The 13,158-nt window shown below is 69.2% G+C and carries 12 protein-coding genes; 8 read left to right on the top strand and 4 right to left on the bottom strand.

Annotated elements, in window-relative coordinates; all coding sequences use genetic code 11:
- Positions 1-207: 207 nt before the first annotated feature.
- Genes L942_RS22735 through L942_RS22725 form a run of 3 tightly spaced genes read right to left on the bottom strand, consistent with a single transcriptional unit; the run spans position 208 to position 3,252 of the window.
- Positions 208-861 carry a response regulator transcription factor gene (locus L942_RS22735; RefSeq protein ID WP_037363892.1) on the bottom strand — a complete coding sequence of 218 codons (654 nt, stop codon included), beginning with the start codon at positions 859-861 and terminating at the stop codon, positions 208-210.
- Between the two features lie 22 nt (positions 862-883).
- The gene (locus tag L942_RS22730) at positions 884-1,999 is read right to left on the bottom strand and encodes a sensor histidine kinase (RefSeq protein WP_037363889.1); all 1,116 of its coding nucleotides are present in this window, start codon (positions 1,997-1,999) and stop codon (positions 884-886) included.
- Positions 1,990-3,252 (bottom strand): nucleotide disphospho-sugar-binding domain-containing protein, encoded by a 1,263-nt coding sequence (locus tag L942_RS22725; protein WP_037363887.1) that lies wholly within the window; start codon positions 3,250-3,252, stop codon positions 1,990-1,992. Before L942_RS22725 ends, L942_RS22730 begins: the two co-directional genes overlap by 10 nt.
- A gap of 233 nt (positions 3,253-3,485) precedes the next feature.
- Between L942_RS22725 and L942_RS22720 the strand changes: the two genes are divergently transcribed.
- A complete protein-coding gene (locus L942_RS22720) occupies positions 3,486-4,418 on the top strand; it encodes a proline iminopeptidase-family hydrolase (protein WP_037363884.1) in 933 nt (310 codons plus the stop codon).
- Positions 4,411-5,370 carry an ACP S-malonyltransferase gene (locus L942_RS22715; protein WP_037363882.1) on the top strand — a complete coding sequence of 320 codons (960 nt, stop codon included), beginning with the start codon at positions 4,411-4,413 and terminating at the stop codon, positions 5,368-5,370. Before L942_RS22720 ends, L942_RS22715 begins: the two co-directional genes overlap by 8 nt.
- On the opposite strand, the gene L942_RS22710 is transcribed toward L942_RS22715, so the two are convergent.
- Complete coding sequence (locus L942_RS22710; protein WP_037363880.1) at positions 5,363-5,608, bottom strand: phosphopantetheine-binding protein; 246 nt, start codon at positions 5,606-5,608, stop codon at positions 5,363-5,365. The two genes, L942_RS22715 and L942_RS22710, sit on opposite strands and share 8 nt — an antisense overlap.
- A gap of 233 nt (positions 5,609-5,841) precedes the next feature.
- On the opposite strand from L942_RS22710, the gene L942_RS22705 reads away from it, so the two are divergent.
- The 6 genes from L942_RS22705 to L942_RS22680 all read left to right on the top strand — a co-directional run bounded on the left by L942_RS22705 (position 5,842) and on the right by L942_RS22680 (position 13,133).
- Positions 5,842-7,332, top strand: coding sequence for an AMP-binding protein (locus L942_RS22705; protein ID WP_037363878.1), 1,491 nt, complete (start codon positions 5,842-5,844; stop codon positions 7,330-7,332).
- Positions 7,333-7,521: 189 nt separating this feature from the next.
- On the top strand, positions 7,522-8,991 hold the full coding sequence (locus tag L942_RS22700) for an AMP-binding protein (protein WP_235079331.1): 1,470 nt from the start codon (positions 7,522-7,524) through the stop codon (positions 8,989-8,991).
- Positions 8,988-10,202 (top strand): alanine racemase, encoded by a 1,215-nt coding sequence (locus L942_RS22695; protein ID WP_037363876.1) that lies wholly within the window; start codon positions 8,988-8,990, stop codon positions 10,200-10,202. The genes L942_RS22700 and L942_RS22695 overlap by 4 nt, the downstream gene beginning before the upstream one ends.
- On the top strand, positions 10,199-10,675 hold the full coding sequence (locus L942_RS22690) for a cobalamin B12-binding domain-containing protein (RefSeq protein WP_051166164.1): 477 nt from the start codon (positions 10,199-10,201) through the stop codon (positions 10,673-10,675). The genes L942_RS22695 and L942_RS22690 overlap by 4 nt, the downstream gene beginning before the upstream one ends.
- On the top strand, positions 10,672-11,940 hold the full coding sequence (locus L942_RS22685; protein ID WP_037363873.1) for a methylaspartate mutase: 1,269 nt from the start codon (positions 10,672-10,674) through the stop codon (positions 11,938-11,940). The genes L942_RS22690 and L942_RS22685 overlap by 4 nt, the downstream gene beginning before the upstream one ends.
- Positions 11,937-13,133: a cytochrome P450 gene (locus tag L942_RS22680; RefSeq protein ID WP_037363871.1), complete on the top strand. Its 1,197-nt coding sequence runs from the start codon at positions 11,937-11,939 to the stop codon at positions 13,131-13,133. Before L942_RS22685 ends, L942_RS22680 begins: the two co-directional genes overlap by 4 nt.
- The last annotated feature ends 25 nt before the right edge of the window (positions 13,134-13,158 follow it).

Here is a 13,158-nt window from a genome sequence, read left to right as displayed (position 1 = left end):
CTGCGCGGAACGTCGGTCTTCGCAGCAACCGGCCCGGGCGAAGGGGCGATCTCGACGGCAAGAGCGATCGGCGGCGGGCGGCGAAAGCCTTGCGCCACAGGAGAACAACTACCTCGTCCGCAACGGACGACACGGGGACAGGTCCAAGATCCATGTCTCCAAGCTACCGCCGCCAGTCGAACATCTGCACGGTATCGATCCGGTGAATCAAGCATGCACCGCGGTACTGTCCAAATAGGTCAGGACGGCGCGGATGCGGCGGTTCTCGTCCCGGCTGGCTTCCAGGCCCAGCTTGGCGAAGATGTTGCTGATGTGGTTTTCGACCGCTCCCTGGGTCACCACCAAAGCCTTGGCGATCGCCGTGTTCGACAGGCCCTGTGCCATCTGGGCCAGCACTTCGGTTTCGCGTGCGGTCAGCGCCTCCAAAGGGTCCCGGCTGCGCGACAGCATCTGCGCGACCACGTCCGGGTCGATGGCCGATCCGCCGCTGGCGACGCGGCGGACCGCTTCCAGGAAGTCCGCGACGTCGGCGACTCGTTCCTTCAGCAGGTAGCCGACGCCGGAGGTGCCTTCCGCGATCAGGTCCACCGCGTAGCTTCCTTCGACGTATTGCGACACCACCAGCACCGGCAGGCCGGGGATTTCCTTGCGGGCGGCCAAAGCCGCGCGCAGGCCCTCGTCGGTGAAGGTCGGGGGCATCCGGACGTCGGCGATGACGAGGTCGGGGCGGTGGTCGCGGATCGCCACCAGCAGGTCGTCGCCGTTGTCGACCGCGGCGGCGGTTTCGATGCCGACGTCCGCGAGCAGGCTTTGCACCCCGGCGCGCAACAGTACTGAGTCTTCCGCGATCACGACGCGCATTTTCTCGCCTCCACAACAGGATTCACCAGCGGACGGGCAGATCGGCCCGCACGACGGTGGGGCCGCCGGCGGGGCTGACGACGGTGAGCACGCCGTCGATCGTGGCGGCACGGTCGGCCAGGCCGGCCAGGCCGCCGCCGGGGCGCATCGAGGCGCCGCCGTGGCCGTTGTCGGTGATCTCGACGACCACGGTGTCGTCGTCGCGGGTCACTCGCACGGACGCGCGGTCGGCGCCGGAATGTTTGGTCACGTTGGTGAGCGTTTCGCTCACGATGAAATAAGTCGTGGTCTCGACAGGTGCGGGCGGACGGGGTTCTACGGTAACCTCGACCTCGATCGGGACAGGCATTCTTGCGGTAAGAGAAGACAACGCCGCGTCCAGGCCGCGATCCTGGAGCACCGGCGGGTAGATCCCGCGCGCGAGGTCACGCAACTCCGAGACAGCGAGTTTGGCGTCGGCGTGCGCGGCGCCGATGAGTTCGCGGACGGCGGCCGGGTCGTCGAGGTCGAGTTTGAGCTGGGCGCGGCCCAAGCTCATCGCGACGGACACCAGCCGCTGCTGCGCGCCGTCGTGCAGGTCCCGTTCGATCCGGCGCCGTTCGGCCTCCACCGCGTCGACTCCGCGCGCACGCGAATTCCGCAGCTGCTGGGTGCGCGCCTCGAGTTGCGCGGTGCGGTTCGGGCCGAGGAACGACGTCGCCAGTTCGCCGTGCATGGTCCCGATCCCCGGGGCCACGAAAATCCCGAAAGGAGGTACCGCGATGGACACGACGCCCGCCACGAATTCCACGATGCCCAACGGAAAAGCGACGAGCACGAAGGCGAATTCGCGCCAGGTGGCGGCGTCGAGCAACCGCGCTTGCCACACCGGGAGCAGGCCCGGTCCGGCCGGTCGGCGGCGGACCGGTTCGGCGATCGCGACGGCGAGCATCCGGCGCGCCCAGCGTCGTTCGAAGGCGCAGTACGAACGCATCAGCGAGGTCGCGACCACCAGAACGGGGATGCCGATCCACAGCATGGTCGTCGCGACCCCGACGAGCATGGTCACCAGGATCAGCACGAACGCGGCGAGCCGGATCGGGAGGCTCAGCACGAGGAACCCGATCGTCCGCATGGTCGGCGGCCGCGTCACGGGCATCGCGCGATCCGTTCCAGTTCCGGCACGAGGTCGTCGAGGGTGGGCGTCGCCAGCATCTCGTCGCGCACCTCGAGCGCACATTCCCGAAAGGACGGTTCCTCCAGCAGCCGGCGCACTCCCGCTCGGACGCTCGCGGGCGTCACGTCCTCGAGGTCCACCAGCAAGCCGTTGCCGCGCTTCACCTGAGCCACCGCCGAACCGCGTTCGCTCCACGTGGTGCCCGGGATGACGAGCTGCGGGACGCCGTTCACGACCGCGTTGCCGATCGTCGCGCCGCCGCCCTGGTGCACTATCGCGGAGCACGAAGCGAGGAGTTCGTTCATCGGCACGAAATCGACCGCGCGGACGTTGTCCGGGATCGTGCGCACGGACGCGAGCTGGCTCGCGTTCAGCGTGGCGATCACTTCGAGGTCGAGATCGGCGAGTCCGTCCAGCAGGTCTCCGACGGAGGTTTCCTCGACGCCGAGCACCTGCCGGTTCGAGATGCCGAGGGTGAGCATCACCCGCGGCCGCTCCGGCTGCTCCAGCACCCACGACGGGATCGCCATCGGCTTGTTCTGCGGCACGAACCGGGCCGGCAGGTAGTCGACGTCCACGCCGTCGTACCGCAGATAGGACGGATGGCAGTCGATGGTCCGCACGCCGTAGCGGAGGGTTTCGTCGTAGTCCGCGCCGAACCGGCCGACCGCGGCGGACATCCACGTCACGAACGGGTCCGGCGACGTGTCTTCCGGACGGCTGGCTCTGAGGTCGCGGTACTGCGCGCCGATGCGGGCGGTCTGGTCGGCGGCGTACATCATCCGCAGGTGCGGCACCCCGAGCGCGTGCGCGACGATCGGCGCGGCGTAGATCATCGGGTCCCACACCACGAGGTCCGGCTGCCACTGCCGGGCGAAGCGGACGAGTTCGTCGAGCAGCGAATCCGGCGTGGTCCAGCGGAACACGTCGACCCAGTGCTCGTACACGTTGCGCACGTACTCGTCGGTGTAGCGCTCGGGACGGCTTTCGGAGATCCGGAAGTCGCCCTGCATCGCGTTGTTGCCGTCGACCTGCAGCTGGCGGTGCCGGGCGATGTCGAGTTCGTCGCCGAACCACATGGCGTCCAACCCGGTTTCGGCGAACGACGCGACCTCGCGCGGGTTGCGCTGCCCGACGAAGCGCACCTCGTGCCCGGCCGCGGCCAGCGCCCAGCCCAGCGGAGCCATGCTGTAAACGTGCGTCCTCGTCGGGAAGACCATCAGCATCACGCGCATCGCGGCAGCTCCGGGATTCGTAGGTGCGGCAGGACAACGGAAACGGTAGGTCCGCGCGGCCGCCTCGCCCACCCGGTAGGGGCCCCTGAATCCGGCGCGGGGAAGGCGGGTTTGGACCGGCTTTAGATGCCCCTTAGGGGCTAGTGGCGCGCGGGCCGCGGCGGATAGACAGGTATCCGGATCCGGCCGCGCCGCGCCGGAGAGGCACGAGGGAAGCGAACGAGGTGATGAGCATGGCCGTGGCGCCCACCGCGAAAGGCTGGGTCCCGTTCGGCGAGCACCGCACCTGGTACCGGATCACCGGGCAACCGGGAGGAGCGGCCCCCGCCGTGGTCGTGGTGCACGGCGGGCCGGGCAGCACGCACGACTACCTGCTGAGCCTGGCCGGACTCGCCGAGCACGGCTTCCCGGTCGTGCACTACGACCAGCTCGGCAGCGGCGGGTCCACCCGGCTGCCGGACGCCGAACCGGGGTTCTGGAATCCGGAGCTGTTCGGCGACGAGCTGGACAACCTGGTGCACCGGCTCGGCATCGAGGACAACTACGTCCTCTATGGACAGTCGTGGGGCGGCCTGGTCGTCGCGCGGCACGCCGCCGAGCGCCCGGACGGCCTGCGCGGGCTGGTGATCGCCAACTCGCCGGCGTCGTACGAGCTGTGGCGCAGCGAGATGGACCGGCTGCGCGCGCTGCTGCCGCCCGGCGTCGACGAGGGCCTGCGGGCGCACGAGGCCGCCGGCACGACGGACACGCAGGAGTACTTCGACCTCATGCGCGTCTTCTACGACCGGCACGTCTGCCGGGTCCTGCCGTGGCCGGCCGACTATCTCGCCTCGTTCATGGAGATGGCCGACAACAACACCGTCTACTCGGTGATGAACGGCCCCAGCGAGTTCACCGTCACCGGCACGCTCGCGGACTATTCGGTGATCGACCGCCTCGACGACATCGAGGCGCCGACCCTGCTCATCTCCGGCGCGCACGACGAGGCCACCCCGGCGACCGTGCAGCCGTACTACGACCGGATCCACGACGTGCGCTGGGAGATCCTCCCGGAGTCGAGCCACGTCCCCCATCTCGAGGAGCCGGAACGGTTCCGCGAAGTCCTGCTGGGATTCCTGCAGGAAGTCCATTCCCCCGCCGAAAGAGAGGTCGCCAGTCATGGATGAGGCCAGCCAGGCCGGATCGGCGGTCGTGTTCCCCGGGATGAGCCCGTGCCGGTTCGTCGACTTCGGCAAGTTCCTGCTCATCAACCCGTTCGCGCGCAGGCTCATCAAGGACGCCGACGACCGGCTGGGCTACTCGCTGGTCGACCGCTTCCGCGAGGCCGAGGGCGACTATTCCGAGTACGCCCAGGTCGGGTTCATGCTCACCTGCGTCGCGCTCGCCGAATGGGCCGAACAGGAGTACGGGATGAGCCCGGACTACTGCACCGGCCCGAGTTTCGGCGAGAAACCGGCCAGCGTGTACGCCGGTTCGCTGACCTTCCCGGACGCGGTGTGGATGACCGCGAAGCTCGCGCGGTGCCTCGAGGAGTTCTTCGCGACCGAGCACACCGACGTCGTGACGCACTCGTTCGTCCGCACGCCGGAGGAGAAACTGCGCGACGCGCTGACCGAACTCGACGGCCGCGGCGAATGGTCGGACATCTCCTGCTACATCGACCACGACTTCTACATGGTCTCGGTGCGGGAGCGGAACCTCGACTGGCTCAAGCAGACCGTGCGGGGCATGGGCGGGCTGTCGCTGTACACGATGCGTCCTCCGCTGCATTCGCGCGCGTTCGGCGCGTTGCGGCGCAAGGCCGAGGACGAGGTGCTCGGCGGCCTCGACTTCCATGATCCCCTCCTTCCGATCGTCGCTGACCAGGACGGTTCGGTGCTGCGGTCCGGCGAGCAGGTCCGCACGATGCTGCTGGACAGCATCGTCGAGCCGCTGCGCTGGCCGGACGTCGTGTCGTCGCTCGAACAGCTCGGCGTGCGCAAGCTGTGGGTGGCCGGGCCGGACACGCTGTTCGGCCGTGTCCGGGCCACGACCAGCCGGTTCGAGGTGACCACGGTGAACCCGCGGCTCGCGCTGCAGCCGCGGCGGCGCGGCGCGGGTCCCTCGCGGGTCAGCTAGCCGGCTGCAGGTGCGACAGCGTCGTCCAGAGGCGTCCGGGGTTCTCGAACGTCTCCAGGTTCAGCGCGTCGTCGGAGAACCGGACGTTGTACTTCTCCTCCAGCACGGCCAGCAGTTCCACGGTGGCGAGCGAGTCGAGGCCGTACTCCTTGAGCGGGGTCTCGGGCTTCAGCGCCTCGTCGGCGGGCAGGAACGGCAGGTACGGACGGAGGACTTCGTCGAAAGAGCTGTCCCACATGGCTACTCCGGTGGCTGGGTCGGGCACTTCACCAGGCAGGGAAACCGACCGCCCGGTTCGGTTTTGAACCTTACCCCGCGCCGCCGTGTCCGGGCGACGCGTCGGGACCCCTATTGCTCATCCGGCCACCAGAAGGCCGACCCCCGACCCGGAACGCAACCGTTGCCGCGAAGCCATGAGGCCGTGACTGTGGTCGGGTCAGCAGCGATCGGCACAGTATGCGGAGGACCACGATGGACACGACGACCACCTCGGGACTGCACGCGCGGTTTCTGCGCGGGCTGGCCCGTTCCGAGTCCCGGCCCGCGGTCAGCGTCGGCGGGCAGTCGCTGACCTACGGCGAGCTGCACGAGCGGGCGCTGCTGTGGGGCGGTGCGCTGGCGGAGTCCGGCGCACGCACGGTAGGGGTGCTAGCTGGGAAGGGCGTGACCGCCTACGCCGGGATTCTGGCCGGGCTGTATGCGGGGGCGACGGTCGTCCCGCTGCGGCCGGACTTTCCGGCGGCCCGGACCGCGCAGATGGTCGAGGCGGCGGAGGTGGACGCGCTCATCGCCGACGAACGCGGCCTGACCGTGGCTCCGCCGGTGAAGACCGTCTTGGCTCCGGAAAGCACCAAGTTGCAGCCGCACCAGGCACTGACCGCGCCGAAGGACGTGCGGGCCGAGGATTCCGCGTACGTGCTTTTCACCTCGGGGTCCACCGGACGGCCGAAGGGAGTCCGGATCGGGCACGGCTCCACCGAGCACTACTTCGGGCTGCTCGACGCGCGGTACGACTTCACGCCGGACGATGTCTTCTCCCAGACGTTCGACCTGAACTTCGACTGCGCGATGTTCGACCTCTTCTGCGCGTGGGGCGCGGGTGCGGAAGCGGTGGTCCTGCCCGCGGCGGCATACCGGAACGTGCCGGCGTTCGTGGCGGAACGCGGCCTCACCGTGTGGTTCTCCACGCCGAGCGCGATCGACCTGGTGCGCCGCACCGGACGGCTCGCCCCGGGCGCGATGCCGGGCCTGCGGTGGAGCTTCTTCGCCGGGGAAGCGCTGACCGTCCGGGACACCGCGGACTGGCGCGCGGCGGCGGGCAACTCCGTGACCGAGAACCTCTACGGGCCCACGGAGCTGACCATCACCGTCGCCGGATACCGGTGGGACGACGAGGAAACGCCGCGGATCGCGGTGAACGGCGTGGTGCCGATCGGCGCGGTGCACGAGGGACACGAGTACCTGCTGCTCGACGAGAACGAGGCGGGCGAGGGCGAACTGGCCATCGCCGGCCCGCAGCTGACGCCGGGCTATCTCGACCCGGCCGACGAGAAGGGCCGGTTCCTCGACCGCGACGGCCGCCGGTTCTACCGCACCGGCGACCGCGTGCGCCGCCTCGGCGGGGACGACCTGGCGTACCTGGGGCGGCTCGATTCGCAGGTGCAGGTGCTCGGCTGGCGCGTGGAGCTGACCGAGGTGGAGCACGCGCTGCGGGACTGCGGCGTGGACGCGGTGGCGCTCGGGGTGCAAGGCGAAAGCGGGACCGAGCTGTTCGTCTTCTACACCGGGCCGCAGCGGCCGGTGCTCGAACTGGTGCGGGCGTTGCGGGCGGTGCTGCCCGAGGGCGTGATCCCGCGGCGGTACGAGCACGTCGAGGCGTTCCCGCTGAATTCCAACCGCAAAATCGACCGGAAGACGCTCGCCGCCCGCGCCGCCGACCTGCTGAGTCCCGTCCCTGCCTGACGCGTCCGTGAAGGGCTCCTTGCGGGAACCAGATTCCTGCGAGGAGCCCTTCACGGCTTTTGCGCGAGGACCGGCAGAGCGCCAGCTAGGGGCCGTTAGGGGTGTGGATCACCGCCTGCGCGCGGATAACTTTCCGACGTCGGGGAGCTGTCCCGCGCAGGCACGGTGATTCTACGAATCCTTTCGGGAGTGGCAGTCGTGAACGAATCCGGTTCTCTCGTCCATGCCCTGCTCGACGCGGCGGCGGCCAGCGCGCCGGACGCCGCCGCGGTGCGCGACCGGACGGGGGTGTGGACGTATGCCGAGCTGGCCGCTTGGAGTCACGCGGTGGAGGCGGTGCTCGCGCGGCGCGGGGTCGGGCGCGGCGATCGCGTCGTGGTGCAGCTGCCGACGGACCGGGCGCTCGTCGCGCTCTTCCACGGCACTTCCCGCCGGGGCGCGGTATTCGTGCCGATCAACCCGGCGATGAAGCAGTTCCACTTCGATTCCGTCGTCGAGAACGCCGAACCGGTGCTGGTCGTCCATTCCGGACAGTTCGCTCCATTGTGGACGGAAGTCGAGAAGGCTTACCGCGAAGCGACGCGCGTCGAGCCCACTGAGGTCGAACTGGACGACGTCGCGGTACTCGTTTACACCTCCGGCAGCACGGCCGCGCCCAAGGGCGTCATCGGGCCGCACCGGCAGGTCACCTTCGCGGCCGGCGCGATCCAGGCGGTGCTCGGCTACCGCCAGGACGACGTCGTCTTCTGCCGGTTCCCGATGTCCTGGGACTACGGCCTCTACAAAGTCCTGCTCTCGACGTTGGGCCGGAGCGAGATCGTGCTGGCCGACGCCGAGTCGGATCTCCGCCTGCTGCAGCGGATGCGCGAGGTCGGCGCGACGGTCGTCCCGATCGTGCCTTCGCTCGCGACGATGATCGCCACGCTCGCCGAGCGCGACAGCGGCGAACCCGCTCCGGTGCGGCTGTTCACGAACACCGGTGCGGCGCTGCCGGATTCGACCATCGAGAAGCTTCGCACCGCTTTCCCCGGCGTGCGGGTCGTCCGGCAGTTCGGCCAGACCGAGTGCAAGCGGATCACCATCATGCCGCCCGAGGAAGACGCGGAGCGGCCGGGTTCGTCCGGCCTTCCGCTGCCCGGAACGACCGTGCACATTCTCGCTGCCGACGGAACTTCGTTGCCCGCTGGGGAAATCGGCGAGATCGTGGCCGCCGGACCGCACGTGATGCCCGGCTACTGGCGCGCCCCGGAGCTGTCCGCGCGAGCCTTCCGCCGCGACGAGGCCACCGGCGAGCTGCGGCTGCACACCGGCGATTACGGCCGGCTCGACGACGACGGCTACCTCTACTTCGAGGGCCGCCGCGACGACATGTTCAAGCGCAAGGGAATCCGGATGTCCACTTTGGAGATCGAGGCGGCCGCGATGGACATCCCGGGCGTGCGCGCGGCGGGTGCGATCCCGCCGAGCGAGACGCGGGACCTGGCGATCTGCGTGGAGAGCGACCTGCCGCCGACCACCGTGCTCAAGGAACTGGCTCAGCGGCTTGAGCCGCAGAAGGTGCCCGCGCTGTGCCACGTCGTGGACGAGTTCCCGCTGACCGCGCACGGCAAGAACGCGACCAAGGAACTCGCCCTGCTGGTGGAAGGTGCCCGCAAATGAGCAAGTACGACGAGCTGGCCGCCCGGTACGGCACGCCGGCTTACGTGTACGACCTGGACGTGACCGCCCAGTCGCGCGATCAGCTGTTCGGGCTGCTCCCGGAGGGGTTCGCGGTCTACTACGCGCTGAAGGCCAACCCGCATCCGGAGATCGCCCGTGAACTGCGCGAGGGCGGTTGCCGTGCGGAGATCAGCTCGACCGGCGAGCTGGCCAACGCGCTGACCGCCGGGTTCGCTGCGGAGGACATCCTCTACACCGGCCCGGGCAAAACCGACGGCGAGCTGGACGCGGCGATCGCCGCGGGCGTCCGGCTGTTCTCTGTGGAATCGCTGACTGACCTGCAGCACGTCGGGGCCGCGGCGCAGCGGCAGGACACCGTCGCGCGGTGCCTGTTGCGGGTGAACACCACGCAGGGCAGCGCGTCGACCGGTATCCGGATGATGGGCCGTCCATCGCAGTTCGGCGTCGACGCCGAGACGCTGCCCGAGCTAATGCCGCTGTTCAAGGCGGTCTCCGGGGCGAAGGTCGTCGGCGCGCACTTCTTCACCATGAGCAACGCGCAGGACGAGGACGCGCTGCTCGGCGAGTACGAGTTCGTGCTGCAGTCCGCCGCGCAGTTACGCCAGGAAACCGGGCTTCCGCTGGAACTGCTCGACATCGGCGGCGGCTTCTCGTCGCCGTATGCGGTTCCGGGCGAGCGCACCGACTACCCGAAGCTGCGCACCGGTTTGGCGCAGCTGCTCGACCTCTACCTGCCCGAATGGCGCAGCGGCGAGGTCGAGCTGGCCTGCGAGTCCGGCCGCTACCTGTCCGGCACCTGCGGGACGCTGCTGGCCGGGGTGGTGAACGTGAAGGAGAGCCGGGGGCACCGGTTCGTCATTCTCGACGCCGGAATCAACGTGGTCGGCGGGCTTTCCGGGATCGGGCGCCTGCTTCCTGCCGCGGTCGGAGTCGAGCAGACGGGAGACCAGCCGGGGCAGCTCGTCGGTCCACTGTGCACTCCGGGCGACTCGCTCTCGAAGACCGCGAAGCTGCCCGAGCTGTCCGCCGGCGACCTGCTTACCGTGCCGAATGTCGGTGCGTACGGCGTCACCGCGAGTCTGATCAGCTTCCTCGGCCGTCCCGCGCCGACTGAAGTCGTGGTCCGCGGCGACGAGGTCGTCTCAGTGTCGCGTTTGGACTACCAGCGAGCCTATGAGGTTTCGCTATGAGCGAGGAAGTCCGCGCATACGGCGGCAGCGTGATCGAGGAGCCGAGTGCGCGCACGGTGATCGTGAGCAGCATGGCGTCGGACTCGCACACCTGGAACCTCGTCTACCTCGAACTTCTCGTGGGGGAACTCGGTTTCGACGTCGTCAACCTCGGCGCGTGCGTGCCGGACGAGTTGCTGGAGGCCGAATGCGTGAGCCGCCGTCCGGCGATGCTGGTGCTGAGCAGCGTCAACGGCCACGGCTACCAGGACGGACTGCGGGTCGTGCAACGGCTTCGGGCGCTGCCGGAGCTGCGCCGGCTGCCGATCGTCATCGGCGGCAAGCTCGGCACCGGTGGTCCGCTGTCGGACGAGCAGACCGCGGAACTGCTGTTCGCCGGGTTCGACGGAGTCTTCGACGAGCAGAACGCCGCCGCGTTCCGGCATTTCGCGGCCACGCTTCCCGGCGGCGTCAGCCAGTTGGAGGGAGCGTGAGCTTCGAGCGGTTCGTCGCGGAACGGCACGCGGCCGGGGAACTGGTCGTGCAACCGCGCATGGGGTTCGACAGTCCGGCGGCGATGCGCGCCGGGCTGGTCGCGACCAAACGCGCGAACGCCGCGACCGTCGGCACGCTCACGCTCGACAGCTACACCCGCGTCCGCGACACCGAATCCGCGGAACACGCGCTGCGCAACGGAATTCCGCTGAACGGCTACCCGATCGTCAACCATCCGCCCGAGGTGACCCGGGCGATGCTCGACGGCCTCGAAGGCCCGGATTTCCCGGTCCAGGTCCGGCACGGTTCGGCCCGGCCGTCAGACATCTTCCGGGCGATGATCGCCGCGGGTCTGCACGCCACCGAAGGCGGCCCGATTTCCTACTGCCTGCCCTACAGCCGCACGCCGCTCGACGAATCCGTGCGGAATTGGGCGTATTGCTGCGAGCTGCTGGTCGACGCCGAGCATCCGGGCGGCCGTCCGCATCTGGAGACCTTCGGCGGCTGCATGCTCGGACAGCTCTGCCCGCCGAGCGAGCTGGTCGCGATCAGCGTGCTGGAGGCGTTGTTCTTCTACCGCAAGGGCGTGCGCAGCATTTCGGTGAGCTACGCGCAGCAGACGAACCTTCAGCAGGACCGGGAAGCTGTCGCCGCGCTGCGCCGGTTGTGCGCCGAGCTGCTACCGGATGCGACCTGGCACGTAGTGATCTACGCCTACATGGGCCTCTTCCCGCGCACGCCGGACGGCGCGATGTTGTTGCTGGGCAAGGCCGCTGAGCTGGCGATGAGCACCGGTTCGGAGCGGCTGATCGTGAAGACCGCCGCCGAAGCGCACCGCATCCCGACCGTCGCGGAGAACGTGACCGCGCTTGAACACGCGGCCGCGTCGGCGCGGGGCATCAAGGCCATCGTGGACGAGGACAACCAGGTTTACCGCGAGGCTTACGCCCTGGTCGACGCGGTCCTCAACAGCCACGCCGATCTCGACCGCGCGCTCGTGGTCGCCTTCAAACGCGGACTGCTCGACGTGCCGTACTGCCTGCATCCGGACAACGCGGGCCAGGCGCGCAGCACGCTCGACGCGGAGGGCCGGCTCGGCTGGTCCGAACTCGGTTCGCTGCCGTTGCGCGGGATCGCCGAACGCGCGCCGAGCGGCCGGATCACCTCGTCGACGCTGATGTCGGCGCTTTCCTACGTCCAGCACACCCACGACACCCAGGCATTGGAGCAGCCGATGACCGCGATCGGAGGGGATTCGCGATGAGCACTCGCCGGACTGTCCGGGCGTATCCGTTCGACATGCACGAGACGTCCGTATCCGAGACCTATCACCAGTTGCAGCACGACGAGCCGATGAGCCGGGTGCAGTTGCCCTTCGGCGAGCAAGCGTGGCTGGCGACGAAGTACGCCGACGTCAAGCTGGTGACCGCCGACCCGCGGTTCAGCCGCGAACTGGCCCAGGGGCTCGACCAGCCGCGGATGCGCCGCCAGCAGATGGGCGACGGCATCATGGGCATGGACCCGCCGGATCACAGCCGGCTGCGCCGACTGGTGATGAAGGCGTTCACCGCGCGCCGGCTGGAGGCGATGCGCGAAAGCGTCCGTACGCTGGTGCATGAGCTGATCGACGCGATGATGGAGAACGGTGCGCCCGGCGACATCGTCGAGGATCTCGCGCGGCCGCTGCCGGTCACGGTGATCTGCAACCTGCTCGGCGTGCCCAAGGAAGACCACACGATCTTCCGCGAGTGGACGCAGGCGCTGGTCAGCGACGCGACGGCGAAGGGCGACGTGCTCGACGTCTACGGCGATCAGCTGGACAACTACGTGGCCGAACTGGTCGCGCAACGCCGCGAGGACCCGACCGACGATCTCCTCGGCGCGCTCGTCTACGCCCGCGACGCCGGGGACAAGCTCAGCGAGAACGAGTTGATCTCGATCGCCGGCGCGGGCTTGCTCACTGGCGGCGTGGAGACGGTTTCCTCGGCTCTGCCGAGCTTCGTGTTCACCCTGCTGACCCAGCCGGAACTGCTCGCGCAGCTGCGGGCGCAGCCGGAAATCATGCCGACCGCGGTCGAGGAACTGCTGCGGTGGGTGCCCATCAACACCGCCGCGATGTTCGCCCGGTACGCCCGTGAGGACATCCGGATCGGCGGCGTCGTGGTGCGGGCGGGCGATCCGGTGCTGCCCGCGCTGCACGCGGCGAACCGCGACCCGGAGGTGTTCGCGAATCCGGACGTCATCGACCTGACCCGCAGTCCGAACCCGCACGTCGCGTTCGGGCACGGCCCGCACCACTGCATCGGGGCGCAGCTGGCCCGGCTGGAACTGCAGGAGGCGCTGAAGGCGATTCTGGAGCGGTTTCCGGAATTGCGGCTGGCGGACGGGCGCGAAGGCGTGAAATGGGAGTACGGGGTGATCGTGCGCGGCCCGTCCCTGCTGCGCGTCGCCTGGTGATTTCCCGCCCCTAACGACGTTTTCT

The organism is Amycolatopsis orientalis DSM 43388 (assembly GCF_000411975.1).
Classification (GTDB): Bacteria; Actinomycetota; Actinomycetes; order Mycobacteriales; family Pseudonocardiaceae; genus Amycolatopsis; species Amycolatopsis orientalis_D.
This window is presented reverse-complemented; position numbering and strand designations above follow the sequence as displayed.

Excerpts from the sequence above, each read along its gene's own strand:
- L942_RS22680 (WP_037363871.1), top strand. The coding sequence starts at position 11,937 with ATGAGCACTCGCCGGACTGTCCGGGCGTATCCGTTCGACATGCACGAG.
- L942_RS22690 (WP_051166164.1), top strand. The coding sequence starts at position 10,199 with ATGAGCGAGGAAGTCCGCGCATACGGCGGCAGCGTGATCGAGGAGCCG.
- L942_RS22725 (WP_037363887.1), bottom strand. The coding sequence starts at position 3,252 with ATGCGCGTGATGCTGATGGTCTTCCCGACGAGGACGCACGTTTACAGC.
- L942_RS22720 (WP_037363884.1), top strand. The coding sequence starts at position 3,486 with ATGGCCGTGGCGCCCACCGCGAAAGGCTGGGTCCCGTTCGGCGAGCAC.
- L942_RS22715 (WP_037363882.1), top strand. The coding sequence starts at position 4,411 with ATGGATGAGGCCAGCCAGGCCGGATCGGCGGTCGTGTTCCCCGGGATG.
- L942_RS22735 (WP_037363892.1), bottom strand. The coding sequence starts at position 861 with ATGCGCGTCGTGATCGCGGAAGACTCAGTACTGTTGCGCGCCGGGGTG.
- L942_RS22695 (WP_037363876.1), top strand. The coding sequence starts at position 8,988 with ATGAGCAAGTACGACGAGCTGGCCGCCCGGTACGGCACGCCGGCTTAC.
- L942_RS22710 (WP_037363880.1), bottom strand. The coding sequence starts at position 5,608 with ATGTGGGACAGCTCTTTCGACGAAGTCCTCCGTCCGTACCTGCCGTTC.
- L942_RS22730 (WP_037363889.1), bottom strand. The coding sequence starts at position 1,999 with ATGCCCGTGACGCGGCCGCCGACCATGCGGACGATCGGGTTCCTCGTG.
- L942_RS22705 (WP_037363878.1), top strand. The coding sequence starts at position 5,842 with ATGGACACGACGACCACCTCGGGACTGCACGCGCGGTTTCTGCGCGGG.